Source organism: Croceibacterium ferulae (genome assembly GCF_003660445.1).
Taxonomy (GTDB): domain Bacteria; phylum Pseudomonadota; class Alphaproteobacteria; order Sphingomonadales; family Sphingomonadaceae; genus Croceibacterium; species Croceibacterium ferulae.
In genome coordinates this window covers 228,701-254,160 of the sequence record NZ_QZVQ01000009.1, presented here as the reverse complement: position 1 = coordinate 254,160, position 25,460 = coordinate 228,701, and the positions used below count along the sequence as shown (strand labels likewise).

The window sequence follows — 25,460 nt, the reverse complement described above, 5'->3', positions numbered from 1 at the left end:
ACTCCCGCCAATCTGCTGTCAGGCAACGCTGGCCAAAGCCGAAGTTTCACAGAAGATCTGCATGATGGAGTAGCACCGATGCTGGACTCTGGCGGCTTGCGATCTTGCCGGACGCTGACACGACGAAGATGATTTCGAGAGTGGGTTGCTACTCAGGCTGATATGACCGGGCCGAAAGGGTGAAGCTGATCGGTTGGTGCATGCCGGCGCCCGTGCTCTCGACCGAACAGCCATTGATGAACAGGGTCTTCCCCATCCTGATCTGCCCGGCACTTGCATGGACGTGGCCGAAGCAGTGAACTCTTGGTGATATCCGTCCCAATTCGCGGGCGAGGTCCGGGCAGCCGAAAGACACTCCTCTGCTTGACACGTCGAGAACGCCCTTTGGAGGCGTGTGAGTCACGAGGATATCGATGCCGGCCGGTATGCGCGCCCAGGCGTCCGTCAGAGCCACGCGATCCTTGTAAAACGCATGAGCGGCAATCCCGGCACCCAGGGAGCGCCATAGATTTGCAGGCCCCGGTAATGCAGCGCCTCATCCTGAAGATAACGGGCATTCCTGAATGGCCGCGGGTCACTGGCACTTGCATGGTCCAGAAGATGATCGTGATTTCCGCCTATGCAGACAATCATGTCGAATGGCTGTTTGCCGAACCATCTGTCCACCTTCGCCAGATCGGACGGTTCGCTGCGATTCAGATCGAACAGATCTCCACAATGGATCAGCAGGTCCCCTTTCGCGAGTCGCAGTTCCTGATGCCTCAGATGCGTGTCGCTGATTACCGTTACACGGGTTTCCTGCTGCGGCCGGACTGCTGGAAACTTCAATGTCCTGCCGAACAATCGCATTTCGTCTGCCCCACGATCGCCAGCCGGTTGGCTGCAGCCGGAACCATATCGCAACAATCCTGCGTCGACACTGCCGGGGCAGCGCAACACGCCCGCTCCAAACATCCGCTACCCCGCTCAATCACGCTAAGCCTGGCTGCGGCCACGTGCGACGCTTAGGCGAAAAGCGGACAATGAACGAACGACCGGTTTCGGCAACGGGCCGCCCCATGCGACGACCTCTTTGGGGCGTCAGGAGTTGTTGCCGCCGCCTACCGCCCGTTTTCGGTGATGATCAGGTTCATCGCCCCGGCCGCGCGAATATCGCCCGCCTCTAGCTGCAGTTGCAGGCGCTTCCGGTCCATCTTGCGATAGTTCGCCTCTGCCTGGTCGATTTCTTCATTGCCAAGGCCCAGCCTGGCCAGCGCCAGCCGGGCCATGATGATGGCGGAACCCAGCACTTCGCGCACCACCGCCGCTGTCGGGTGACCGTGCAGGCGTATGACGCTGCGCCGGTCGAACGCGCGGACATAGATGGCCGCCTGCGGGAAAGCGTCGTGCACCGCGTCGATCAGATCGGGCGTGGCCTGGTCGTCGTCGATGCAGAACAGGATCAGCTGCACTTCCTCGGCTCCTGCCTGCCGCAGCAGGTCCAGTCGCGTGCCGTCGCCGAAATAGACCTTGGCGCCGAACTCCTTGGCGACGTCGATGATCTCCACATCGGTGTCGATCAGCGTCACCGTCACGCCGCCCGCCAGCAAAGTCTGCGCCACGGTCTGCCCGAACCGGCCATAACCGACCACTAGCGCACTCGCCGCCGCCTGCTCGCCAGGCCCGTCGCGTTCGTCCAGCGCCTTGGGCTCGGTGGCGAAGCGGCGCATGACCTGCATCAGGAACGGCGTCGTCGCCATGGACAAGGTCACGATGGCGCCAAACAGGCTGGCTGCTTCGGGCGTGATCAACAGCGCACTGGTCGCCTGGGCGAACAGCACGAAACCGAACTCGCCGCCCTGGCTCAGCAGCAGGCCCAATGCGACCGCCGCCCGCCACGTCATGCGGAACGCCAGCCCCAGCACGGTGATGACCCCCGCCTTCACCGCGACCAGCCCCGCCGCCATTCCCACCACGAACAGCGGCCGGTCGGCGATGGCGCCCAGGTCCAGCATCATGCCGACTGAGATGAAGAACAGCCCCAGCAGGATGGAGCGGAACGGCTCCACGCTGTTCTCCAGCTCGTGGCGGTACGGCGTGTCGGCCAGCATGACGCCGGCGATGAAGGCGCCCAATGCGGTGGACAGGCCCAGCGTCTCCATCACCGCCGCGCTGGCGACCACGGTGAACAGGCCGGCGACGACGAACATCTCCCGCTCGCCCAGTCCGGCGATCAGGCGGAACATCGGGCGTATCAGGAAGCGTCCGGCCAGAATTAGCCCGACGATCGCGGCCAGGGTCATCAGGATCAGCTGCCAGCCCGGCGGCCCGCCCTGGTCCGCCGGGTTGCGGCTCAGCGCCGCGACGATCGTGATCAGCGGGATGATCGACAGGTCCTGGAACAGCAGCACCGCAAAGGCCCGCTCCCCACTGGGCGTGCGCAGCCGGCCGGAGCTTTGCAGCATGGGCAGCACCTGCGCGGTGGAGCTGAGGCCCAGCGGCAGGCCGAGCGCGAGCGCCGCCTCCCACGAAATGCCGGTGACCAGGAAGATCAGCCCGGCCAACGCCAATCCGCAGACCAGCACCTGCAGCAGGCCCAGCCCGAAGATCTCGTGCCGCATCCGCCACAGCCGGCCAGGGTTCAGCTCCAGCCCCACGATGAACAGCAGCATCACGATGCCCAGTTCGGCGAAGCTGTTCATCGCCTCCGCCTCGCCCGCCCAGCCCAGCACCTGTGGCCCCACGGCGACGCCCGCGATCAGGTAGCCCAGCGTGGCGCCCAGTCCCATCCGCCGGAACAGCAGCACGAAGCCGAGCGCAAAGCCCAGCAGGATCAGCCCCTCGCGCAGCATCATGCCGCCGCCATGCGCTTCCATAGCCCGTTCCCGTATCCCGTGATGCCCCCCGCCGTTTCGCCGATGAATGAACATAAGGCAATGCAGCAGAGGCACGGCATGGCGCTAATGCCTTGGACCCGTCACGCACAATGCCTATAGTGTCACCCATGTCCTCCGTTCGTCCCTGGCGCGATATCGAGCGCCGCAAGAGCCGGCAGATCATGGTCGGCCGCGTACCCGTGGGCGGCGACGCCCCGATCAGCGTGCAGACCATGACCAACACCCCCACCACCGATGTGGGCGCCACGATCGACCAGATCCGCCGCTGCGAGGAGGCGGGGGCCGATATCGTCCGCGTGTCCTGCCCCGACACGGATTCCACCCGCGCCTTCCGCGACATCGTGCGGGCATCCAATGTGCCGCTCGTCGCCGACATCCACTTCCACTACAAGCGGGCGCTGGAAGCGGCGGATGCGGGCGCGGCCTGCCTGCGCATCAATCCCGGCAATATCGGCAGTGCGGAGCGGGTGGGCGAGGTCGTCCGCGCGGCCAAGGCCAATGGCTGCTCCATCCGCATCGGCGTCAATGCCGGCTCGCTGGAACGGCACCTGCTGGAGAAGTACGCGGAGCCATGCCCCGAGGCGCTGGTCGAATCCGCGCTGGACCACATCAAGCTGCTGCAGGATCACGACTTCCACGAATACAAGGTGGCGGTGAAGGCGTCGGACGTGTTCCTGGCGGTCGCGGCCTATATGGCGCTGGCCGACGCGGTCGACTGCCCGCTGCACCTCGGCATCACCGAAGCCGGCGGCCTGATCGGCGGCACGGTGAAGAGCTCCGTCGGCATGGGCAATCTGCTGTGGGCCGGCATCGGCGACACGATCCGCGTCAGCCTGTCGGCGGAGCCCGAGCAGGAGGTCCGTGTCGGGTTCGAGATGCTCAAGACGCTGGGCCTGCGCACCCGCGGCGTGCGCGTGGTCAGCTGCCCCAGCTGTGCGCGGCAGGGCTTCGACGTGATCCGCACGGTAACCGCGCTTGAGGAACGGCTGTCCCACATCAAGACGCCGCTCAGCCTGTCGGTGCTGGGATGCGTGGTGAATGGCCCGGGCGAGGCGCGGGAGACCGATATCGGTATCACCGGCGGCGGCGCGGGCAAGCACATGGTCTACCTGTCCGGCCTCACCAGCCACACGGTGGATAGCGACGCCATGCTGGACCACATCGTGCAGCTGGTGGAGAACAAGGCGGCCGAGATCGAGGCCGAGGCGAGCGATGCTGGGCAGTCGTCCAACGTCCCAGCCGAGGTGCTGCCGGGCGGCATCATGCCGGACGCGGCGCTGACCGCGGGCGCGGTCGCCGATGCGCTGGCCACCCCGCGCGAGGCGGCGGAGTAGCACCACCCGCTTGCTCCACGTCGTCCACCATGTCGATTACATGGCCCCCGCGCCGGAGCGGGGGACATTCCGCTTCGACAAGTACCGCGCGGTGATGGTCGCACTGCGCGACTCCGGCTACCCCATCACCGAGCACGCGCCCCAGCCCATGCCCCGCGCCTGGCTGGAGGCGGTACACGATCCGGCCTATGTGGCGGAGGTGTTCGCCGCGGCCGTGCCGGCGATCAAGGAACGGCGCATCGGCTTTCCCGTCACGCCGCATATCGCCAGTCGGGTGGCGCATACCAATGGCGGAACCTGGGCCGCCGCGCAGCTTGCCCGCCGCCATGGCTATGCCGCCAACAGCGCCGCCGGCAGCCACCATGCCCTGTATGACACCGGCGCCGGCTATTGCGTGTTCAACGACCTCGCCGTCGCCACCAATCGCCTGCTGGCCGAAGGCGACGCGCATCGGGTGCTGATCGTCGACCTCGACGTGCATCAGGGGGATGGCACCGCCAGCCTGATGGCCGGGCGCGACGACGTGTTCACCCTGTCCTTCCATGCCGAGAAGAACTTCCCCGCGCGCAAGGCCCGCTCCACGCTGGACGTGCCCCTGCCGGACGGGATGGAGGACGACGCCTATCTCGCAATGCTGGCGCAGGTGCTGCCAGGCGTGCTGGACGATTTCGCGCCCGACATCGTGCTCTATCAGGCGGGCGTCGATCCTCACCGGGATGACAGGCTCGGCCGCCTTGCCCTCAGCGACGAGGGGCTGCAGGCGCGCGATCGCTTCGTGGTGGCACAGGTGCGCGGGCGCGGCCTGCCCCTCGCCAGCGCGTTGGGCGGCGGCTATGGCCCCGATCCGATGCTGATCGGGCAGCGCCATGCCCGCTCCATGCTGGCGATGGCGCAGGAGAACGCGAACTACTTACCGCCCGCCATGTAGCCGAAACGGCGGAATGCCTCCTCGCCGGGCTGCCCCGTTCACCCGCCGGCTAGACTTGGGGGCCTAAGACAGGGCATGGTCGCACATGTGGATCGACGGGGAATTCTGACCGGGGCGCTGGCCGCCGCCGGTGCCGCTGCACTGCCGGCGCGTGTCTTTGCGCAGGCGAGCAGCGCCAGCCCGCGCGATATCGCCATCCTGGATGTGGCCCGGCGGGAGGTGGAGCGGGCAGGTTCCGTGCTGTGGCGGCGCGACATTGCCGGCATTGCCGACTTCGCGGTCCATTCCGCCGTGCCCCGCTTCCACTTCGCCAATCTGGAGAACGGCACGGTCCGCTCCTTCCGCGTGTCGCACGGCACCGGGTCCGATCCGGAGCATGACGGCTACCTCAACTACTATTCCGACGTGGAAGGCTCCAACTGCACCAGCCGCGGCGCCTATGTCACTTGGGAATGGTACAAGGGCCGGTACGGCACCTCCATCCGCCTGGGCGGGCTGGACCCGAGCAACCTGAACGCCCTGCCCCGCGCCATCGTGATGCACTCGGCGCAATATGCCACGGCGGATCATGTCGCCACTTACGGCCGGATGGGCCGGTCCAATGGCTGCTTCGCCATGGACCCGGCCGATTTCCGCGAAGCGCTGTGGAACCTGTCCGGCGGTCGCCTGCTCTTTGCGGACAGTCTCGGCATCAGCTGAGGCCCGCGCTGCACGGGCGGAACAGGCGGGGACGCTGATCCCCGCCCGTCTTCTAGACCTCAGGTGGTCTGCAGATCGTCCTCGATCACGATCAGCTCTTCATCCGTCACCCGCTGCCGCTGCTCCACCCGGGGGGCCTTCAGCGCGGCGAGCACCGGCGCGTCACGGCCATAGATGTCGTCAAACGTCCGCAGCTCGCCATCGATGTCACGCGCCATGGTGAAATAGGTGATGTAGACCGGCATCTGCCGGCTGACCGGCACGCGGGTATATTCGCCCGACCGGGCGATCTCCACCGCCTCCTCCTTGCTGGCACCCTGCCCCAGGATGGCGATGGTCATGGCCAGTTCCAGCGCCCGCTCGGTCCGGATGCAGCCATGGCTCAGCGCACGGTTCTGGTTATCGAACAGGTTGCGGTTGGGCGTGTCGTGCAGGAAGATCGCATGCGGATTGGGCATGTCCAGTTTCATCATGCCCAGCGAATTGCCGGGGCCCGGCTGCTGCACCACGGTGACGAAGCCGTTCTCCGCCCTCGTCCCCTTGTAGCCATTGGCCCGCGCCCAGCCGGGATTGCCCAGCACCCGGTTGCCCAGGCCTTCGCCCTTCACGATGGATTGCGGCACCGTCCAGGTCGGGTTGAAGATCACGCCTTCCACCGTCTCCGCCAATTGGGGCGTCGCGGTACGGCCGGGCTTGCCCACGATCGTGCGGTAGGACCGGATGATGCGGTTGTTCACCGTCATGCGCAGCTGGAATTCGGGCACGTTGGTCAGCAGGTACTGGTTGCCCAGATCGCGCGCCAGCCAGCGCCAGCGATCCATGTTCGCGCGAATCAGGTTGCGCCGCGAGGTCGAGGCGCGCGGCGTGGCGCCCAGTTCTTCCTTCAGCGCCGCGTAATCCGGGTGCGTGGGGTTGAGCCCCTGCAGCGCGGCGGCAACGTCTCCGCTCGCCAGCGCTTGCTCCATGATCTGCCCGGTGGGCAGCAGGTCGGGATCGGGATCGACCACGAACCACTGACGCCGCGAGTCCATGGGCGTGCGCCCGTCGCGCAGATCCTGCACCAGCCAGGTGAACATGCGGCTCGCCTGCTCGTCCAGGGCGGCGCCGGCGCCCGCGGCAATCGCGGCACGCAGGGCTTCGGGCTGGTAATCGGCCGGGTCGAGCCCTTCGGCGCCGATGCCCTCGATCACCGTCAGCAGCTTGCCCGCCGAGTCGGCGCTCCACTGCATCACCTCCGGATATTGCGGCATGGGCGGCAGCGTCAGCGGCTGCACCACGGGCTGCGAAGCGCTGCCACCCGGCGCGACCGGCAGCGGCACGACGGTGGCCGTCCCGCCGGCCGCCGGTGTGCTGGTCTGCGGCGTCACGGCAGGTGGCAGCAGCGATTCCGGCGCGCGCTCCTGCGCGAAGGCTGGCGCCACCAGCGCAAACGCGAGCGCCGATCCCAGCGTGGAGCGGAAGACCCTGGATGAAACGCGCATTGCCTTGTCCCTGTTCGTCATCATTTCGCAGCCTTAGACCATTTCGCTTGCTGGCGCGTGAATCCCGCGCTTGCGACCATCATTTCTCGCCATCGAAGGTGCCGCTGCGCCGTCCGGGAGTTCCGCCGTTCCCGGAACAGCAGCGGCCAGCACCAGCGCCTTACCATCCGTGCCATGCACAGACTTCCTGCAACCGCTTTGCGTTATCGCCGATAATCTGTATTCTCGGTCGGAGATAGTGAAAGAACTGGCCATCACCCCTGCCAGTTCCGCGTGGCGGCGCTTGACCTTGCGCCTGCGAACGCGCAACTGCCAGCGGGAAACGGCTGGCCCATTTCGCGTGCCGCCGAAACGCAAGCAGCGAAAGGGACCAATCCGCCATGACCCAGGTCGGCAAGAACTCGCTCGATACCCGCAGCACCCTGAATGTGGGCGGCAAGAGCTACGCCTACTACTCCTTTGCCAAGGCGGCGGAAAAGGTCGGCGACATCTCGCGCTTGCCCTTCTCCATGAAGGTGCTGCTCGAAAACCTGCTCCGCTTCGAAGATGCGGGCTTCACCGTTTCGGTCGGTGACATCCAGGCGATCGCCGACTGGCAGAAGAACCCGGTGACCGGCAAGGAAATCCAGTACCGCCCGGCGCGCGTGCTGCTGCAGGATTTCACCGGCGTGCCCTGCGTGGTCGACCTTGCCGCCATGCGCGACGCGATCGTGACGCTGGGCGGCGACACGGGCAAGATCAACCCGCAGGTGCCGGTCAACCTGGTGATCGATCACTCGGTGATGGTGGACGAGTTCGGCCACCCCAAGGCGTTCGAACAGAACATGGAGATCGAGTACGAGCGCAACATGGAGCGGTACGACTTCCTGAAGTGGGGCTCCAAGTCGCTCGACAATTTCTATGCCGTGCCGCCGGGCACCGGCATCTGCCACCAGGTCAATCTGGAGAACATCGCCAAGACCGTCTGGTCCAGCGAGGACCAGGACGGCAATCTGGTCGCCTATCCCGACACCTGCGTCGGCACCGACAGCCACACCACCATGGTCAACGGCCTGGGCGTGCTGGGCTGGGGCGTTGGCGGGATCGAGGCGGAGGCCGCGATGCTGGGCCAGCCGGTCTCCATGCTGATCCCCGAAGTGGTCGGCTTCAAGTTCACGGGCGAGCTGATGGAAGGCGTCACGGCCACCGATCTGGTGCTGACCTGCACCGCCATGCTGCGCAAGCATGGCGTGGTCGGCCGCTTTGTCGAATATTACGGACCCGGTCTCGCCTCGCTGTCGCTGGCGGACCGCGCCACGCTGGCCAACATGGCGCCCGAATATGGCGCCACCTGCGGCTTCTTCGGTATTGACGACAAGACGCTGGACTATCTGCGCCTGACCGGTCGCGAGGAAGAGCAGATCGCGCTGGTCGAAGCCTACGCCAAGGAGCAGGGCTTCTGGATGCACCCGGATGCCGAAGATCCGGTGTTCTCCTCCACGCTGGAGCTGGACCTGGCGACGGTCGTGCCCTCCCTTGCCGGCCCGAAGCGTCCGCAGGACTGGGTCGCGCTGCCGGACGTGGATGACGTGTTCAACCGCGACATGGCCGAACTGTACAAGAAGAAGGCGCAGCGCGTGCCGGTGGAAGGCGAAACCTTCGACATCGGCGATGGTGACGTGATGATCGCCGCAATCACCAGCTGCACCAACACCAGCAACCCCAGCGTGCTGGTCGCCGCCGGCCTCGTCGCCAAGAAGGCGGACGAGCTGGGCCTGAAGCCCAAGCCGTGGGTGAAGACGTCGCTGGCGCCGGGCTCGCAGGTGGTCACCGATTACCTGCAGAAGGCCGGGCTGCAGTCGCATCTCGACAATATCGGCTTCAACCTGGTGGGTTACGGCTGCACCACCTGCATCGGCAATTCCGGCCCGCTGGCCGAACCGATCAGCAAGGCGATCAACGAGAACGGCCTGGTCGCCAGCGCCGTGATCAGCGGCAACCGCAACTTCGAAGGCCGCGTCTCGCCGGACGTGCGCGCCAACTTCCTCGCCAGCCCGCCGCTGGTGGTGGCCTATGCGCTGAAGGGCACGGTGGTCAGCGACTTCATCACCACCCCGATCGGCACCGGCAGCAACGGGCAGGACGTCTATCTGAAGGACATCTGGCCGACCAATCTGGAGGTTGCCGAACTGATGACCGCCAGCGTCGACCGGCAGATGTTCCAGGCCCGCTATGCCGACGTCTACAAGGGTGACGAGCATTGGCAGGCGATCGACGTCACCGGGTCGGAGACCTATTCGTGGCGCGCCGATTCCACCTATGTCGCCAACCCGCCCTATTTCGAAGGGATGGAGATGACCCCGACGGCGGTGACCGACATCGTCGGGGCCAGGCCGCTGGCGATCCTGGGCGATTCCATCACCACCGACCACATCAGCCCGGCAGGGTCGATCAAGGCCGACAGCCCCGCCGGCCGCTGGCTGATGGAGCACGGCGTCGATCGCCGCGACTTCAACTCTTACGGCAGCCGCCGTGGCCATCATGAAGTGATGATGCGCGGCACCTTCGCCAATATCCGCATCCGCAACGAGATGGTGCCGGGCGTCGAAGGCGGCATGACCCGTTACGGCGGCGAGGTCATGGCGATCTATGACGCGGCGCAGAAGCACAAGGCGGATGGCACCCCGCTGGTGGTGATCGGCGGCAAGGAATACGGCACCGGCTCCAGCCGCGACTGGGCGGCCAAGGGCACCGTGCTGCTGGGCGTGCGCGCGGTGATCGTGGAAAGCTTCGAGCGGATCCACCGATCCAACCTGGTGGGCATGGGCGTGCTGCCGCTGCAGTTCCAGAACGGCGACACGCGCGAGACCCTGCGCCTGACGGGCACGGACAGCTTCACCATCCGCGGCCTGGCCGACATCAAGCCGCTGCAGGACGTGGAGGTCGAGGTGATGCGGGCCAATGGCGAGACCTTCACCTTCACCGCCAAGTGCCGCATCGATACCGCCAACGAGTTCGAATATTACCAGCACGGCGGCATCCTGCAGTACGTGCTGCGCAACCTGGCCGCGTAAGCCTTACCGGCACCGGGAAAGAGAGGGCGGCCCTGGCGACGGGGCCGCCCTTTTTCGTTGATCGCATGAATGGCAAGAGCGACATGGATCTTGTGATCTAAGGGGGGAACAGATGGTCGGAAAGTTGCTCGGGATCATAGCGGCGGCATCGTTGATCCAGACGGCACCCTTGCGCGCCGAAGATGCGACCGTGCTGGTTCTGTCCCCGTCCGCAAACTGGACGGCAGACTTTGCGGAGAACAGTTGTAGCCTGCGCCGCTCCTTCTCGGGCGGGGGCAAGCAGGTTGCTATGGAGTTCAAGAGTTTCGGCACCGGTGGTCGACTGAATGTCACCGTTGCCAGTGACACGCTTGGCAGGGGGCGCGGCGAGCTGCTGACCGGGTTCCAGCCCGATCGGGAGATGTCCGGGCGCGCCCCGTATCGCACCCTGCAAGGATCGGGGGGCTGGAGCGGGGTCGCCTATACCGAGGACTTGCCGCGGAACGATGCCACGATCGAGGCCTATCGCATCCGCGGTGCGTTCGCGACGGAGGTCGAGCTGACGACCGGGCCGTTGACCGAAATGGCGTCGGTTCTTCGCCAGTGCGAGGATGACCTGCTCACTACATTGAGCCTCGATCCACTCCGCGAACGCACCCTGTCACGACGGGTGGAGTTGGAGAGCACCAGCGCGCTACTCAGGAAGACCGCCGCTATCACGCGTAACCTGCCTAAAGCCGGCGCCAGCTATCAGGTGCTCCGGCTCCTGATCGACGAGGACGGTCGATCAACCGACTGCCGCGCGATCGACGGACAGATATCCGCCGAAGCGTCCAGCCGGTCGTGCGACCTTCTGCGCGACATCCGGTTCAAGCCGGCACTGGATGCCGATAACCAGCCTGTCCCGAGCATCACCTCCTTTTCGGTTTACGCCGACTCGTAGACCTTACCCCTCCCCGTCGAACAGCCCGCCCTGCGGTCCGCTGGGCGGCGCCAGTCCCAGATGCTTCCAGCCGCCATCGTTCAGGCACCGCCCCCGTGCGGTGCGGGCGACGAGGCCGAGCTGGATCAGGAAGGGTTCCACCACCTCCTCGATCGTGTCGCGCGGTTCGGCCAGGCCGGCGGCCAGCGTTTCCACGCCGACCGGGCCGCCCTTGTAGATACCGGCGATCATCTGGAGGTAGCGGCGGTCCATGGCGTCCAGGCCCAGGCTGTCCACCTCCAGCCGGGTCAGCGCCTCGTCCGCCAGCACCCGCGTCACCACGTCACGGCCCGCCACATGGGCGAAGTCGCGCACGCGGCGCAGCAGGCGGCCGGCGACGCGGGGCGTGCCGCGGCTGCGGCGGGCGATCTCCCGCGCGCCGTCGGGGTCGATGGCCAGGCCCAGCAGGCCGGCGGCGCGGGTGACGACGCGGGTCAGTTCGCCTTCGGTGTAGAACACCAGCCTGAGCGGGATGCCGAAGCGGTCACGCAAGGGGGTGGTCAGCAGGCCCTGCCGGGTGGTGGCGCCGATCAGGGTGAAAGGCGGCAGGTCGATCCGCACGCTGCGGGCAGACGGCCCTTCCCCGATGATCAGGTCGAGCGCGCGATCCTCCATCGCCGGATAGAGCACCTCCTCCACCACCGGGTTCAGGCGGTGGATCTCGTCAATGAACAGCACGTCATGCGGTTCGAGGTTGGTCAGCAGCGCGGCGAGGTCGCCCGCCTTGGCGATCACCGGGCCGCTGGTGGCGCGGAAGCCCACGCCCAGTTCCTTGGCCACGATCTGCGCCAGCGTGGTCTTGCCCAGCCCGGGAGGGCCGAAGAACAGGACGTGGTCCATCGCCTCCCCGCGCCCCTTGGCCGATTCGATGAACACGCGCAGGTTTTCCCGCGCGGCTTCCTGGCCGGTGAAGTCCCGCAGGCTCTTGGGCCGCAGCGCGGCGTCGACATCCTCCGGCTGGCGGTTCGGCGACAGTTCGGGGTTGGTGCTCATGCTCTGATCATCCCGCCGCCAGCTTCAGCGCCACGCGGACCAGCGTGTTGAGATCGGCGCCTTCGCCCAGCTCCTCCTGCGCCCGGGCCACGGCTCCGGCCGCGACGGCGGGCTTGAAGCCGAGGTTCTGCAACGCGCTGACCGCATCGCCGCTGAGGCTGCCGGGGCTCGCCGCCGGCATCGCCGCGACTCCGCCGCCGCCCGGCATGGCGCCGGCCTTGTCCTTCAGCTCGTTGACGATGCGCGCCGCCAGCTTGGGCCCCACGCCCTGCGCCCGCGCCACGCTGGCCGCGTCACCCGCGGCGCAGGCGTCGCGCAGCTCGGCGGGCGAGAGGGCGGAGAGGATCGCCAACGCGACCTTGGACCCCACGCCCTGCACATGGGTCAGCAGGCGGAACCAGTCCCGCTCCTCCCCCTTGGCGAAGCCGAGCAGGCGCATGTCCGTCTCGCTCACCTGAAGGTCGGTATGCACGGTGCACCCTTCCCCCACATTGCCCAGCGCCGAGAGCGTGCGGCTGGAGCAGTGGACCATGTAGCCGACCCCGCCGACATCGATGATCGCCCAGTCGAGGCCGGTTTCCAGCAGCCGGCCGGAGAGGCGCGCGATCATCGGGCGGCTCCTGCCGGCAGGGGGGTGACAGGGGTTGCACGGTAGCCCCCCTGGAATGGGCCACCTTGCCGGGGGTGGCCGACACCATGGCGGCGGCGGGCGTCACGGTGGAGGCGGCAGGTGTCACCCCGGCGCGCGCCGGTGTCACGATGGCGGGCCGATGTGTCACCTTGCCGGCGGGCGGCGTCACGACAGGCGACGCCCGTGTCGCGGTGAGCGCCGGCGGTGTCACGTTCGGGAGCGGGGGAAAGCTGCATCGCGCCCACCTGCCAGATCGGGGCCGAGTAGGAAAGTTTCGCCATGCCGCAGGCGATGGACAGGAGCCGTCATTCTGGCGATAGCGCCTGCCCATGAGCTGGAACACATTTGGGCGCGTCTTGCGGTTCACCACCTGGGGGGAAAGCCACGGGCCGGCGCTGGGCGCGGTGGTGGACGGGTGCCCCCCGGGGCTGAGCCTGAGCGAGGGCGACATCCAGCCCTTCCTGGATGCGCGCAAGCCGGGCACCAGCCGCTTCACCACGCAGCGGCGGGAGGCGGACGAAGTGCGCATCCTGTCCGGCACGTTCGAAGGGCAGACCACCGGCACGCCGATCAGCCTGCTGATCGAGAACACCGACCAGCGATCGAAGGATTATGGCGAGGTCGCCAAGGCGTATCGCCCCGGCCATGCCGATTATGCCTATGACGCCAAATACGGCCTGCGCGATTATCGCGGCGGCGGGCGGTCCAGCGCGCGGGAAACCGCCGCCCGCGTGGCGGCGGGCGCGGTGGCGCGGCTGGTGATCCCGGAAGTGACGATCACCGCCTGGGTCAGCGCGATCGGCGGCGATGCGGTCGATCCGGCCAACTTCGATGCGGACGAGATCACCCGCAATCCGTTCTTCTGCCCCGATCCGGTCGCCGCCGCGCGCTGGGAAGGGCTGGTGGATACAGCCCGCAAGGACGGGTCGAGCCTGGGCGCGCTGGTCGAATGCGTCGCCACCGGCGTGCCGGCCGGCTGGGGCGCGCCGCTTTATGCCAAGCTGGATGCGGACCTGGCGGCCGGCATGATGGGCATCAATGCGGTCAAGGGCGTGGAGATCGGCGAAGGCATGGGCGCCGCCGCTCTGCGTGGCGAGGACAATGCCGATCCGATGCGACCGGGTGCGGACGGCCCCGAGTTCACCGCGAACCATGCGGGCGGCATCGCCGGTGGCATCGCCACCGGGCAGCCGGTGGTGGTGCGGGTGGCGTTCAAGCCGACCAGCTCCATCCTGATCCCGCAGGACACGATCACGCGCGACGGGCAGGCGACGCAGCTGGCGACCAGGGGCCGGCATGATCCGTGCGTGGGCATTCGCGGCGTGCCGGTGGTGGCGGCGATGATGGCACTGGTGCTGGCGGATCATAAGTTGCTGCACCGGGCCCAGGTGGGATCGGGCGGAGGTTTCTAGGACAAGCGGCTGCTATGGGTGGGGCGCGGACATTGCGGGAGCGATGCGGCTCCTTCATCCTCCCCATCCTTTGATGGGGAGGGGGACCGTTCGCGTAGCGAATGGTGGAGGGGTATGGCGCGACGTACGACGATCCTGAATGCACGCAGGCTGCGGCGCGCCATGACAAAGCCGGAGATCGCGCTCTGGCAAATATTGCGGACCCGGCCCGCCGGCTTGAAGTTCAGGCGGCAGCATCCGATCGGCTTTGTGGTGCTGGATTTCTATTGCCCGGCGCATCGGCTCGCCTTTGAGGTGGATGGCGTTGCCCACGACCTTGGCGACAACCCCGCCCGGGATACAAGCCGTGACGCCTGGCTTGCGCAGCAAGGCATAACGGTGGTCCGAATCCCTGCGTCCGATGTGCTGCGGGACGTGGATGCAACGGTCGAGGCGATCATCATGCGTTGCGCGATGCCCCTCCACCAGCCTGCGGCTGGTCCCCCTCCCCATGCTGCGCACGGGGAGGACTGAGCATCCGGCGCGGTCACCTCTGAACCAGTGCCGCATCGCCCCACGTGACCGACAGCTGGCCCGTCACTGCGTCACCGGACCGGGCAACGAGCTCCAGCAGGCTCACGCCGGCGATATCCGCCGCCAGCTCCTGCGCCGGCATCCCGCGGGACAGCGGTTCGCTGCGGGCCAGCAGGCGGCCATCGCCATACAGGGCGAAGGTCACTTCATTGTCGGCATCCTGCGCGGAATCATCCACGCCCACGGATGCGGTGAAGCGCCGGTGACCGTTGTTGCGCACCTCCAGCCGCGAATTGGCGAGCACGCCGATGCCGCTGGCGAAGTGATGCCCGGCAACCTGCAGCACGCGGCCATAGGGCGTCGAATCCGCGCGTGCCCCGCCCCAGCCGGTGTAGAACGGGCGCGCGCCGCTGCCGCGGGTGCCGAAATTGGCCGCGCGGTGGATCGTGGGGTCCACCTCCGGCACCGTCACGCCATCGACCGCCGGATTGACCTGCCCCGGCAGCTCCGACAGGTACATGCCATCCGCCAACGCGCGGCTGCCGCGTACGCGCCAGGCGCGGGTTTCCCGCGGGGCGACCGTGACCTTCATCTCGCCGGTGAAGCTGGCGCCTTCTCCGCTCCACAGGTCGGTCGTCGCGATCGCGGCATCCTCGCGCAGCTTCATATGCGCGGCGGTCAGCGTGGCCTCGACCGGGGCGGAAGACCGGTTGAGGATCGCCACCGCCTTGTCGCCATCCGCCAGTGTCTTGACCAGGATCTGCAGGTCATCGGTGTCGAAGGCGAGCACCGCCTGGTGGCCGCCCGCATCCTGGTTCAGGGCGATCAGCGCGCTGTTGCCGAAGATGTCCATCAATGGCTGCGGCGTGTCGCGCAGGTCGCTGCCGATCAGCAGCGGCGCGTTGAGGAACGCCCACAGCGTGAAGTGGGACCGCGCCTCCGTCAGGTGGTCGGCATCGAAATCACCCTTGCCGATGAACAGCATGTCGGGGTCGTTCCACGATCCGGGGTGGGCGTAGAGCTCGCGCGTGACCGCCGTGTCGAAATTGGTCAGCATGCGGCCCCAATGCGGCGTGATGTCGTCGCTGGTGCGCGACACATTGCCGACATCCTTGGCCCAGGCCCGCACATGGGCGGAGCCCCAGATGCAGAGCGACAGCACGAAATCATTGTCGGGATTGTACCGCATCAGCGCTGTCTTGACCTCGCCGAACAGCCCCTTCACGGCCGGGATGTCCGACAGGGCGACCGTTTCCAGGTTCAGGATCGGGTCCAGCGCGCGATATTGCCCGGACATGACCCGCTCGCTCTCAGGCCCGTAGGCCCTGAGGCCGCAGCCATCGATCTTGATGTAGTCGAAGCCCCATTCATCGAAGAACTGGCCGATATCCTGGTCGATATGGCCATACAGCCCGACCTCGCGCTCCGTCATCGTGCCGCGGGGCAGGTTTGTCTGATCGGGCATGTAGGCCTGGGCGCAGGTGTTGCGGCCCAGGTCGGAGTACAGGCCCGCCTTCAGCCCCATGCCATGCAACCGGTCGGTGAACGGGCGGAACGATGTCGCCCCGTCCGGCGTGCGGGTGGAGGGGAACCTGTCCGTATTGGCCAGCATCCGCCCATCTTCGCGCCGGTGCTGCCACCAGCCTTCGTCCAGGTTGATGTAGCGGTAGCCCTTGGCGGCAAGACCCGTGTCGACGATCACCTGGGCGGAGGCGAGCACCTTTTCCTCGTCCAGGTCGGTGAAGAAGGCGTTCCACGAATTCCAGCCCATCGGCGGCGTAAGCGCCGCGCCGTCGACATTGGCCGACCACGCGCCCGTGGGCGCGAGCGGGTCGGCCTGCTGCGCGATGGCCGGCTGCGATCCCCACAGCAGTGCGATCGCCGACAAGGCGGCAAGGGGCGCGCGGCGGCGTTTGTGAAGGTGCGCCCGGGCACGAATCGGCATGTCTCTCTCCCTTTATATCCAGTCAGCCGCTGCGGCGGGCGAGGCCCGGCGCCGCGGAACGGGGCAGTGTGAATCCTGTGTGTCGGCCATCCCTGTCGTACCCGCGCAGACGCCGCTACTCGCCGCGGAGCAGGCGCAGCACCATGGCGCGGATCCGGCCGTAATTGCCGGCTTTCAGCGGGCCCAGGACGCCGTGGACATCCTGGTCCAGGAATCGCAGCGGGTGCCCTTCGGGACGAAAGACGTAATGGTCGAACCAGGCACGCCAGGCGGCACGCTCCGCTACCGGCCGTTCGGCGATGGCGATCATGGCCAGCAGCATCGTGGTGTATGGCTTGTCCGGTCCCGCAGCGAAACCGTCCCACCAGAAGTTGACAAGCATGTTGACGCTGGCCGTCGCCTCGACCTGATGCCACCAGAGCTTGGGCAGGTAGATGGCATCGCCCGGCTGCAGTTCCGCCACCAGGGCACGGCTGCGGGCGCGTTCGAAGCGCGGGTAATTCGCTTGGAGGTCCGCGCCGCTTGCCGCCAGGCTGATCGGCTGGCCCGCCATCGTCCGGTCGATCGGGCCGACATACAGGTCGGCGATCGCGTCGGGCGGATACAGGGTGAACCGCCGCCGCCCCGCCACCACGCATGCCAGATTGTCCATGGTGTCATAATGACAGGCGACGGAGGACACATGCCCGATCCAGAAGCGCGGGCGCACGGCCGGCGGCACGAAGGCCAGCGGGGTGAGGCGCTCTATGCCGGGCAGATAGGTCTCCGACGTCAGCGATCCCATATACATGGTATCGTGATCATGCTGGTCCGCCGTCGCCAGGATCTGCTGCAACGCGTCCCTGAACGGCGATGTCCTGTGCGTGAAGTTGAATTCGCGCAGCGCTTCGTCGGCATGGCGATAGCGTCCGCCGATCTCCGGCTTGCCGACAAACAGATCGGTTTCCCGGCCGCTGTCGAACGCCATGATCTGCCCGGCCGCCAGCCCGACATCGCCGCAGGAGACAAGCGGCCAGTGCCGCGCCGCGCCCCGCAGCAGCACCGGCTCGCACCGTTCCATGACGATCGCCCTGAATGCCTCGGGATCATCCAGCGCAGCGGGATCGATCGCTTCCGGGACCTGCATCATGCCGGCGGACCCGTCAGCCGTTCGTTATGCAGCCGCGCCAAGCGTTTGATATGCCTGACGGATCCGGTCTGCGCATAGGCAAGCTGCAGGTCGCCCTGCCGGAACAGGTCGAGCACGGCGTGGTCCGGCAGCGCATGCAGGCGGTCGAGGCTGATCGTGTACAACCCGTCCAGCTGGATGCGGCTGCCATCATCGAAGCTCAGGCTCACATCGATCGGCTCGATCAACCGGTGCTGCAGATATCGCGCGATGATGGCGTCGGTCGCGGGAAGACCGGTGTGCAACCGGCCCAGCGCCCGCTGGATGCGCTGCAGCGCGGCGGTGGGCTCCCCGGCGTCATCGAACAGGAGCTGACCGTCCGGCTGTGCGAAGGCCGGATGGGCCGGCTCCACCATGATCTGGTCCTGCACGACGAAGAAGCCCCCACGCTCCAGATCAGCCGGGCGGTAGCGGTCGTTTTGTCCGCGCAGATGGGACAGGTTCTCGCCCGGTGTCAGCCCCATCACCACCCCGGCATAGAAGGCACCGGTCTCTGGATGCTTGGTGAAGAAGATCGGGTGGTCATGCGCCGCATCCAGGAACTCGTCAGCGACGATCTGGGCAAAATGACGGGTTGCGTCATGCCAGTTGGATACGCACAGCCGACCGTGCTGCTGCGGGTTCAACGGCTCCAATGCCTGCGTCACATCGCCGTCCTCCCGTCGATCCCGTCCGCTGGTCGTCATGCGACACCCCCCTCCACCTCACCCGGTCACTCATTGTACTCTGACAATAGTTGTCAACTGTTGCAGCTCATGTATGGTAACGTTAACTTGTCGAGAGTCGAGAGGGACACGACGCCCTTCGATCCCTGGCAGGTCCAACCTCGCGATTCCTCACCCGAGAAGGAACGCGACCGAGAGAGGGGATGAGGAATGCGCCTGTTGGCCTCGAATCGCGTGCACCTGCCGAAGGGATCGGGTGCCCTGCCCGCACTCGCCTGCGCCACCAGCCTGCTGGCGTTGATGGCGTCGGCCCCGGCCCATGCACAGGTCCAGCCGGGCGCGCCGCCCGCGGGTTCCGCGGCGGCGGCAGACGTGCCGGCCACGACCGGCAGCGAGATCATCGTCACCGGTCTTCGCGGCTCTCTGCAGCGCAATCTGGACATCAAGCGCGAATCCTCGGGCGTCGTGGATGTGATCTCCGCGGAAGACATCGGCAAATTCCCCGATTCCAACGTGGCGGCCTCGCTCCAGCGTCTGCCCGGCGTGTCCATCCAGCGGTCCGGCTCACGCGGGGAGCCGACCGGGATCACGGTCCGCGGCTTCGGTGGGGACTTCAACACGACCCTGTTCGACGGTCGCCGCATCTCCACCGCCACCGGCGGCCGGCAGATCGACTTCAGCACCGTGGGCGTGGATTTCATCGGCCAACTGAGCGTGTTCAAGACGCCGGACGTGTCGCTGTCGTCCAGTTCGATCGGCGCCACGGTCGACATCCAGTTCCCCAACGCCTTCGACCAGCCCGGCTTCCGGCTGGCCGCAACCGGATCGGGATCGATCCAGGATCGGGCGGAGAAGATCGTGCCCACTGGCGGCCTGCTGATCAGCAACACCTTTGCCGACGACACGATCGGCGTGCTGGCCGACGTGATCTATACCCGCCGTGATACCGATACCAACCGCGTCTACGTCTCCGGCTGGCCCGGCGGCAATTTCGCGCCCTGCCAGCTGGCCGGCAGCACCGGCGCCTGTACCCCCACCAGCGATGCCAGTTCGGCCGCCTGGGGCAATCCGGCCAACCGCCAGAACCTGCCCGGATGGTTCCCGCAGCAATATGGCGCGGAGCAGCAGCGGGTCAGTGACGAACGCGTCGATGCGCGAATATCGCTGCAATATCACCCGTCCGACGAGCTGATGGTCACGCTCGACAACAATTATTCGCGCCAGAACGTCACGCAGGACAATTACGCCTTCGGCGTGTGGTTCAACCAGGGCGACCTGCGCAATGTCAGCGTCGATGAAAACGGCACGGCGATCGACTTCACGCAGCAGGGCACGCCCACCGACTTCACCTCCGCGCTCAACAAGCAGATCCTGCAGACCAACCAGACCGGCCTGAACATCACCTACGCGGCGTCGGACAATCTGAGCCTGGAAGGCGACGTCGCCTATGCCAAGAGCTGGCTCAATCCGGATGGCGTGATCGGCAGCCGCAATGGCGACATCGGCTATGGCGGCGATCTGGGCAACACGCTGCGCTTCACCGTCGGCGGCGACAGCAGGGATGCCTTCCCCTCGATCAGCAATTTCGGGCCCGCCGGCGATGGCGCGGACTGGGCCAACCCGGCCCTGATCGGCAGCCACGTCGCGGTGAACCAGACGCAGGTGAATACGGACGAGCTGGTGCAGTTCCGCGGGGCAGCCACCTGGACGCAGGACGACCTGACGCTGAAGGCGGGTGGCCAATATTATCAGGACACCTTCAACTTCCGCAACCAGAGCACCTTCGTGAACAATTTCTGGCAGGCCTATGCCGGATATGGCGGCCCGTCGGGCCGCGACACCGGCATCTCGCCTCTGCCCGCCGACCTGTACCAAGGCTCCGTCAGCCTCGACGGGTTCATCCCCGGTTTCGACGGCAGCCTGCCGCCATCGGTGTTCGTGTTCAGCCCGGTCGCCTTCCAGGATTACCTGACGGGCTTGGGCAATCCGCAGACGCAGACCATCCCCGGCTTCAACTATGGCAGCGTGACCGGCTTTACCGGGACGTTCGACGAAGCGGTGGATCCGGGAAGCGTGCTGCGCGTGCGCGAGAAGACCTGGGCGCTGTTCCTCAGCGCCAGCTTCCGCGCGGAGATCGCGGACATGCCGTTCACGTTCAACGCGGGCGTCCGCAACGAGGTGACGAACCTGTCGGCCACGGGCCAGGGGCGGCTGCCGACGCAGATCGTGACCAGCACGGCCGATCCGACCCTGCTGACCGTCGCGTCCTATACCGACATCCAGGGCGTCACGAACGAGAGTTCATATTCCTACCTGCTGCCCAGCTTCGATGCGAAGCTGGAGGTGACCGACAATCTGATCCTGCGGGTGGACGCATCGCGGACCTTGACCCGGCCAACGCTCAACCTGCTCAACCCGGTGCTGAACGTGGGCAGCGGGCAGCGTGTCGGGGCGCTGTCGGCCGCCGGCGGCAATCCCAACCTGCGACCATACCTCGCGGACAATTTCGATGTGGGGGCGGAATGGTATTATCAGCGCAACTCCTACCTGTCGGTCGGGCTGTTCCTGAAGAACGTCAGCAACTTCATCGTCGGCGGTGTCACCCGGCAGCCGGTCAACGGCGTGATCGATCCCACCACCGGCCAGCCAGCCAGCTTCGCCGTGTCGCAGCAGATCAATGGGCCGGATGCGACGGTGCGCGGCGTCGAACTCGCACTGCAACAGGTGTTCGGCGATTCGGGCTTCGGCTTCCAGGCGAATGCCACGCTGGTCGACACCAACCGGCCATATGACGAGACGAACATCTCGCAGACGGGCTTTGCGGTCACCGGGCTGGCCAATTCCGCCAACTTCGTCGGCTTCTACGACAAGGACGGGTTCCAGTTGCGGGCCGCGCTGAACTGGCGTGACAAGTACCTGCTGCAGTTCGGCCAGAACCAGAACACCGGTTCCTTCGGGGCCGAGCCGACCTTCGTGAACCAGAGCTTCCAGGTCGACCTGACCACCAGCTACGACATCTCGGACAATTTCAGCGTCTTTGCCGAGGCATTGAACGTGAACAACAATCAGCAAAGCACCCATGGCCGTTACAGCAACCAGTTGCTGGACGTGTTCGATTACGGCCGGCGGTACACGCTAGGCCTGCGCTATCGGTACTAGAACCCTCCCCAGTACCGATCCAACCTGGGCAGGGTGCACGATCATGCACCCTGCCGCTTTTCCGGTGACGGCAGACCGATGAACGAGATCAAGGACATCGTGATCGTGGGCGGCGGCACCGCCGGCTGGCTGACGGCCGGGATCATCGCCGCTCGTCACCAGGGGCGGCGGCCCCACGGCTTCACCGTGACGCTGGTGGAATCGCCGAATGTCCCGATCATCGGCGTGGGCGAAGGCACCTGGCCGACGCTGCGCGCCACGCTGCGCAAGATCGGCGTGTCGGAAACCGAGTTCTTCCGCCATTGCGGGGCCGCGTTCAAGCAGGGCGCGCGCTTCAACCGCTGGACCACCGGAGCCGACGATGATGGCTATTACCATCCGCTGATGCTGCCGCAGGGCTTTGCGCAGACCAATCTGGTGCCGCACTGGCTTGCCGCGGAGGCGGGCGAGAGTTTCTGCGATGCGGTGACCCCGCAGGGCCGGCTGTGCGATGCCGGGCTGGCGCCCAAGACCATCACGACGGCGGAGTATGACGGCCCGGCCAATTACGCCTACCACCTCGACGCCGGCAAGTTCGCCACCTTCCTGCAACGCCATTGCTGCGACATGCTGGGCGTCCGCCATGTGCTGGCGGATGTGACCGATGTGCAGGTGGACGAGAGCGGCGATATTCGGCACCTCGACACGCAGCAGGGAGTGCAGGTTGCCGGCGATCTGTTCGTCGACTGCACGGGCTTTGCCGCCTTGCTGATCGGCAGGACGCTGGGGGTCCGCTTCCGGGATTGCAGCGACGTGCTGTTCTGCGACACGGCGCTGGCCATGCAGGTGCCGTATGATCGGCCGGACGCGGCCATCGCCAGCCACACCATCTCCACCGCGCAGAGCGCCGGCTGGATCTGGGACATCGGCCTGCCCGCCCGGCGCGGTGTCGGGCATGTCTTTTCCAGCAGCCATACCAGTGCGGATGAAGCGGAGCGGGCGCTGCGGGATTATGTCGGGCCCGCCGCGCGCGACCTGCCCGTGCGCCACCTGCCGATCCGGTCCGGGCACCGGGAGCTGTTCTGGAAGAACAACTGCGTCGCGGTGGGCCTTGCCGCCGGGTTCCTGGAGCCGCTGGAAGCCTCCGCCATCGTGCTGGTCGAGCTGTCGGCCAAGATCATCGCAGAACAGATGCCGGCCAGCCGCGCGGTGATGGACACGGTGGCACGCCGCTACAACGACACGACCCTGTATCGCTGGGGCCGGATCATCGACTTCCTGAAGCTGCATTATGCGCTGACGAAGCGGACGGATACGGAGTTCTGGCGCGACAATCAGCGGGCCGAAACCATTCCCGATCGCCTGCGCGAACTGATGGCGCTGTGGGAATATCACCCGCCCTGGCTGCATGACGAGTTCGACCGGGCGGAAGAGATCTTCCCTGCGGCCAGCCACCAGTATGTCCTGTACGGCATGGGCCATCGCACCGCGCTGCAGCCCGGCAGCTTCGAGGCGGATGCGGAGCAGGCCGCGCGCCTGCGCCGGGAGAACCGCACCTACACCGATCGGCTGCTGCGCGGCCTGCCGGATCATCGAACCCTGATCGACAAGATCGTCCACCACGGCCTTCAGCCGATCTAGCCCGGATGCCTTTGCCCATGCCCTATCGCGCCTGTCTGTTCGCCGTGTCGCTGGCCGGCTTCCTGTGCCATGCGCAGCTTGCCGCGGCGCAGCCGCGCCTGGACGGCGCGCTGGCCGACCATGCCGTCATCCAGCGCGACCAGCCGATCACGCTCAGCGGCCGGTCCAGCCCGGGCGAGACGGTGATGGTCAGCCTGGCCGAACGCAGCGTCAGCACCACGGCCGATGGCGAGGGGCGCTTCACCGTCGAACTGCCCGCGCTGCCGGCTGGCGGACCGTACACGCTGACGCTGGCGGCGCCCAGCGGCGCGACGATCCTGGACGACCTCCTGATCGGCGACGTGTTCCTGTGTTCCGGCCAGAGCAACATGGAAATGCGGGTGCAGGAATCGCAGAGCCTGTTTGCGGAGGCGCACCCCGCCATCGACCCGCGCCTGCGACTGCTGACGATCGAGAAGCAGTCCGCGACCGCGACCGCCGCCGCCCTTCCTTCGCCGCCGCGATGGCAGATTGCCGGGCCTGACACCGCGCCGTCCTTTTCCGCGGCCTGTTTCTACATGGCGCAGGCGCTGCGCCGTGACAGCGACGTGCCGGTCGGTGCGATCCATTCCAGCTGGGGCGGATCGCGGATCAGCGCCTGGCTGAGCGACCCGGCCCTGCGCCAGGCGGGCCTGGCCGACGAGGCGGACCTGCTGGCGCTGTATGACCGCGATCCGCGCGCCGCGACGCAGGAAGCGTTCGCCATCTGGGAAACCTGGTGGCGGACACAGACCGGCGATGCGCCGGGGCAGGAGCCGTGGCAGACGGGCGCGGAACTGGCCTGGAGGCCGGTGCCCGCGATCGCCAATTTCGAAAGCTGGGGCGTCCCGGCATTGCAGAACTACAATGGCATGCTGTGGTACCAGCGGGCCGTGAACCTCACGGCGGCGCAGGCTGCTGGGGCCGCGATCCTGTCCCTCGGCATGATCGACGATGCGGACCGCACCTGGGTGAACGGCAGCGCCATCGGCGGCACCAGCCTGGCCGGCACTCCGCGCGTCTATGTGCTGCCAGCCGGCACGCTGAAGCGTGGACGCAACGTCATCACGGTCAACAATGACGATGTCTATGCGCTGGGCGGGATGATCGGCCCGGCCGAGGCCATGCGGCTCACCCTGGCGGACGGCACGACCATTCCGCTGGGGACAGAGTGGCGCTATGCCATCGCCCGGCCGGTACCCGGCAGCGCGCCGCGCGTGCCGTGGGATGCCATCAACGGCGCGGGCACCCTGTTCAACGCCATGATCGCCCCGCTCGGCCCCATCCGTCTGGCCGGCATGGCTTGGTACCAGGGGGAATCCGACACCGGCATTCCGGGCTATGACCGCCGGCTGCAGGCGCTGATCGATGACTGGCGCGGCCGCTTCGGCACCGGGCAGACCGCCTTCGCCGTGGCGCAGCTGGCCAATTATGGTGCGCCTGCGACCACACCGTCGGACAGCGGCTGGGGCAATGTGCGGGATGCGCAGCGCCGGGTCACGGCCGCCGACCGCCACGCGGGGCTCGCGGTCACGCTCGACATCGGCGACGCAACGGACATCCACCCGGGCCAGAAGCTGCTGGTGGGCCAGCGGCTGGCGCGCGCCATGCGGGCTGCACTGGCCGGCTCGGAGACGGACCGCGCCGGCCCTGCGATCCTTCGTGCGGAGCGTAGCGGCAACGACCTCGTGCTGCACTTCACGGGCGTGACGGGGGTGTTGCGCACCAGCAGTTCCCCCCAGGCGATCGGCTTCGAACTGTGCGGGCCTGCGCCGCAAAGCTGCCGCTTTGCCGCGGCGCGAGCAGAAGGCGCACAGGTCACCCTGGCCGGCGACGGGCAGGCCGTGGCGCGGGTCCGCTACGCCTGGGCCGACGCGCCTGTCACCAATCTGTGGGACGATGCCCGCCTGCCGGTGGGCACGTTCGAGATCCCCGTGCCCTGACCGGGGCCGGCTGCCGACCAATCATAACAAGGAGAGGCGAAGTGGTAAGAACAATGGAACA

At 67.0% G+C, this 25,460-nt stretch carries 19 protein-coding genes; 10 read left to right on the top strand and 9 right to left on the bottom strand.

What is annotated here, in order from left to right; genetic code table 11:
• Nucleotides 1-444: 444 nt before the first annotated feature.
• A complete protein-coding gene (locus D5S08_RS17495) occupies nucleotides 445-849 on the bottom strand; it encodes a metallophosphoesterase (RefSeq protein ID WP_162301975.1) in 405 nt (134 codons plus the stop codon).
• Between the two features lie 251 nt (nucleotides 850-1,100).
• Entirely contained in the window at nucleotides 1,101-2,855 is a 1,755-nt protein-coding gene (locus D5S08_RS12445) for a monovalent cation:proton antiporter-2 (CPA2) family protein (protein WP_121118972.1), read from the bottom strand.
• Between the two features lie 128 nt (nucleotides 2,856-2,983).
• Here D5S08_RS12445 and ispG point away from each other — a divergent pair, with 128 nt between their 5' ends.
• From ispG to D5S08_RS12430, 3 genes are all read left to right on the top strand, one after another.
• Nucleotides 2,984-4,210, top strand: coding sequence for a flavodoxin-dependent (E)-4-hydroxy-3-methylbut-2-enyl-diphosphate synthase (gene ispG / locus D5S08_RS12440; RefSeq protein WP_121118970.1), 1,227 nt, complete (start codon nucleotides 2,984-2,986; stop codon nucleotides 4,208-4,210).
• Between the two features lie 40 nt (nucleotides 4,211-4,250).
• Entirely contained in the window at nucleotides 4,251-5,138 is an 888-nt protein-coding gene (locus D5S08_RS12435) for a histone deacetylase family protein (RefSeq protein ID WP_175578933.1), read from the top strand.
• A gap of 75 nt (nucleotides 5,139-5,213) precedes the next feature.
• Nucleotides 5,214-5,837: a murein L,D-transpeptidase catalytic domain-containing protein gene (locus D5S08_RS12430; RefSeq protein ID WP_121118968.1), complete on the top strand. Its 624-nt coding sequence runs from the start codon at nucleotides 5,214-5,216 to the stop codon at nucleotides 5,835-5,837.
• 59 nt (nucleotides 5,838-5,896) lie between these two features.
• Here D5S08_RS12430 and D5S08_RS12425 read toward each other — a convergent pair whose 3' ends face one another.
• The gene (locus D5S08_RS12425) at nucleotides 5,897-7,318 is read right to left on the bottom strand and encodes a L,D-transpeptidase family protein (protein WP_121118966.1); all 1,422 of its coding nucleotides are present in this window, start codon (nucleotides 7,316-7,318) and stop codon (nucleotides 5,897-5,899) included.
• Between the two features lie 380 nt (nucleotides 7,319-7,698).
• Between D5S08_RS12425 and acnA the strand changes: the two genes are divergently transcribed.
• Both acnA and D5S08_RS12415 read left to right on the top strand, forming a co-directional pair.
• A complete protein-coding gene (acnA, locus tag D5S08_RS12420; RefSeq protein WP_121118964.1) occupies nucleotides 7,699-10,371 on the top strand; it encodes an aconitate hydratase AcnA in 2,673 nt (890 codons plus the stop codon).
• A gap of 112 nt (nucleotides 10,372-10,483) precedes the next feature.
• Complete coding sequence (locus tag D5S08_RS12415; RefSeq protein WP_121118962.1) at nucleotides 10,484-11,293, top strand: hypothetical protein; 810 nt, start codon at nucleotides 10,484-10,486, stop codon at nucleotides 11,291-11,293.
• A gap of 3 nt (nucleotides 11,294-11,296) precedes the next feature.
• On the opposite strand, the gene ruvB is transcribed toward D5S08_RS12415, so the two are convergent.
• The 3 genes from ruvB to D5S08_RS16465 are packed head-to-tail and all read right to left on the bottom strand — an operon-like array spanning nucleotide 11,297 to nucleotide 13,237.
• Entirely contained in the window at nucleotides 11,297-12,325 is a 1,029-nt protein-coding gene (gene ruvB, locus D5S08_RS12410) for a Holliday junction branch migration DNA helicase RuvB (protein ID WP_121118960.1), read from the bottom strand.
• Between the two features lie 7 nt (nucleotides 12,326-12,332).
• A complete protein-coding gene (ruvA, locus tag D5S08_RS12405; protein WP_121118959.1) occupies nucleotides 12,333-12,935 on the bottom strand; it encodes a Holliday junction branch migration protein RuvA in 603 nt (200 codons plus the stop codon).
• A complete protein-coding gene (locus tag D5S08_RS16465) occupies nucleotides 12,932-13,237 on the bottom strand; it encodes a hypothetical protein (protein ID WP_126665552.1) in 306 nt (101 codons plus the stop codon). The genes ruvA and D5S08_RS16465 overlap by 4 nt, the downstream gene beginning before the upstream one ends.
• A gap of 48 nt (nucleotides 13,238-13,285) precedes the next feature.
• Between D5S08_RS16465 and aroC the strand changes: the two genes are divergently transcribed.
• Together aroC and D5S08_RS12395 are read left to right on the top strand one after the other, a co-directional pair.
• Complete coding sequence (aroC, locus tag D5S08_RS12400; protein ID WP_121118958.1) at nucleotides 13,286-14,368, top strand: chorismate synthase; 1,083 nt, start codon at nucleotides 13,286-13,288, stop codon at nucleotides 14,366-14,368.
• 114 nt (nucleotides 14,369-14,482) lie between these two features.
• On the top strand, nucleotides 14,483-14,881 hold the full coding sequence (locus tag D5S08_RS12395) for an endonuclease domain-containing protein (protein ID WP_121118957.1): 399 nt from the start codon (nucleotides 14,483-14,485) through the stop codon (nucleotides 14,879-14,881).
• 13 nt (nucleotides 14,882-14,894) lie between these two features.
• Here D5S08_RS12395 and D5S08_RS12390 read toward each other — a convergent pair whose 3' ends face one another.
• From D5S08_RS12390 to D5S08_RS12380, 3 genes are all read right to left on the bottom strand, one after another.
• Entirely contained in the window at nucleotides 14,895-16,826 is a 1,932-nt protein-coding gene (locus D5S08_RS12390; protein ID WP_121118956.1) for an NPCBM/NEW2 domain-containing protein, read from the bottom strand.
• Nucleotides 16,827-16,941: 115 nt separating this feature from the next.
• Nucleotides 16,942-17,955: a cupin-like domain-containing protein gene (locus tag D5S08_RS12385; protein WP_421757463.1), complete on the bottom strand. Its 1,014-nt coding sequence runs from the start codon at nucleotides 17,953-17,955 to the stop codon at nucleotides 16,942-16,944.
• Nucleotides 17,952-18,680 (bottom strand): SapC family protein, encoded by a 729-nt coding sequence (locus tag D5S08_RS12380; RefSeq protein ID WP_241557383.1) that lies wholly within the window; start codon nucleotides 18,678-18,680, stop codon nucleotides 17,952-17,954. The genes D5S08_RS12385 and D5S08_RS12380 overlap by 4 nt, the downstream gene beginning before the upstream one ends.
• Nucleotides 18,681-18,959: 279 nt before the next feature.
• Here D5S08_RS12380 and D5S08_RS12375 point away from each other — a divergent pair, with 279 nt between their 5' ends.
• From D5S08_RS12375 to D5S08_RS12365, 3 genes are all read left to right on the top strand, one after another.
• Nucleotides 18,960-21,818: a TonB-dependent receptor gene (locus D5S08_RS12375; RefSeq protein ID WP_241557386.1), complete on the top strand. Its 2,859-nt coding sequence runs from the start codon at nucleotides 18,960-18,962 to the stop codon at nucleotides 21,816-21,818.
• Between the two features lie 78 nt (nucleotides 21,819-21,896).
• Entirely contained in the window at nucleotides 21,897-23,438 is a 1,542-nt protein-coding gene (locus D5S08_RS12370; protein WP_121118953.1) for a tryptophan halogenase family protein, read from the top strand.
• A gap of 17 nt (nucleotides 23,439-23,455) precedes the next feature.
• Nucleotides 23,456-25,399 (top strand): sialate O-acetylesterase, encoded by a 1,944-nt coding sequence (locus tag D5S08_RS12365; RefSeq protein ID WP_121118951.1) that lies wholly within the window; start codon nucleotides 23,456-23,458, stop codon nucleotides 25,397-25,399.
• Nucleotides 25,400-25,460: the final 61 nt, after the last annotated feature.

What these genes read in the sequence shown, in the direction of transcription:
- D5S08_RS16465 (WP_126665552.1), bottom strand. Translation starts at nt 13,237, where the DNA reads ATGGCGAAACTTTCCTACTCGGCCCCGATCTGGCAGGTGGGCGCGATG.
- D5S08_RS12435 (WP_175578933.1), top strand. Translation starts at nt 4,251, where the DNA reads ATGGCCCCCGCGCCGGAGCGGGGGACATTCCGCTTCGACAAGTACCGC.
- acnA (WP_121118964.1), top strand. Translation starts at nt 7,699, where the DNA reads ATGACCCAGGTCGGCAAGAACTCGCTCGATACCCGCAGCACCCTGAAT.
- D5S08_RS12445 (WP_121118972.1), bottom strand. Translation starts at nt 2,855, where the DNA reads ATGGAAGCGCATGGCGGCGGCATGATGCTGCGCGAGGGGCTGATCCTG.
- D5S08_RS12370 (WP_121118953.1), top strand. Translation starts at nt 21,897, where the DNA reads ATGAACGAGATCAAGGACATCGTGATCGTGGGCGGCGGCACCGCCGGC.
- D5S08_RS12385 (WP_421757463.1), bottom strand. Translation starts at nt 17,955, where the DNA reads ATGATGCAGGTCCCGGAAGCGATCGATCCCGCTGCGCTGGATGATCCC.
- D5S08_RS12365 (WP_121118951.1), top strand. Translation starts at nt 23,456, where the DNA reads ATGCCCTATCGCGCCTGTCTGTTCGCCGTGTCGCTGGCCGGCTTCCTG.
- D5S08_RS12425 (WP_121118966.1), bottom strand. Translation starts at nt 7,318, where the DNA reads ATGCGCGTTTCATCCAGGGTCTTCCGCTCCACGCTGGGATCGGCGCTC.
- D5S08_RS12415 (WP_121118962.1), top strand. Translation starts at nt 10,484, where the DNA reads ATGGTCGGAAAGTTGCTCGGGATCATAGCGGCGGCATCGTTGATCCAG.
- D5S08_RS12390 (WP_121118956.1), bottom strand. Translation starts at nt 16,826, where the DNA reads ATGCCGATTCGTGCCCGGGCGCACCTTCACAAACGCCGCCGCGCGCCC.
- ruvB (WP_121118960.1), bottom strand. Translation starts at nt 12,325, where the DNA reads ATGAGCACCAACCCCGAACTGTCGCCGAACCGCCAGCCGGAGGATGTC.
- ruvA (WP_121118959.1), bottom strand. Translation starts at nt 12,935, where the DNA reads ATGATCGCGCGCCTCTCCGGCCGGCTGCTGGAAACCGGCCTCGACTGG.
- D5S08_RS17495 (WP_162301975.1), bottom strand. Translation starts at nt 849, where the DNA reads ATGCGATTGTTCGGCAGGACATTGAAGTTTCCAGCAGTCCGGCCGCAG.
- aroC (WP_121118958.1), top strand. Translation starts at nt 13,286, where the DNA reads ATGAGCTGGAACACATTTGGGCGCGTCTTGCGGTTCACCACCTGGGGG.
- D5S08_RS12375 (WP_241557386.1), top strand. Translation starts at nt 18,960, where the DNA reads ATGGCGTCGGCCCCGGCCCATGCACAGGTCCAGCCGGGCGCGCCGCCC.
- ispG (WP_121118970.1), top strand. Translation starts at nt 2,984, where the DNA reads ATGTCCTCCGTTCGTCCCTGGCGCGATATCGAGCGCCGCAAGAGCCGG.
- D5S08_RS12430 (WP_121118968.1), top strand. Translation starts at nt 5,214, where the DNA reads ATGGTCGCACATGTGGATCGACGGGGAATTCTGACCGGGGCGCTGGCC.
- D5S08_RS12395 (WP_121118957.1), top strand. Translation starts at nt 14,483, where the DNA reads ATGGCGCGACGTACGACGATCCTGAATGCACGCAGGCTGCGGCGCGCC.
- D5S08_RS12380 (WP_241557383.1), bottom strand. Translation starts at nt 18,680, where the DNA reads ATGACGACCAGCGGACGGGATCGACGGGAGGACGGCGATGTGACGCAG.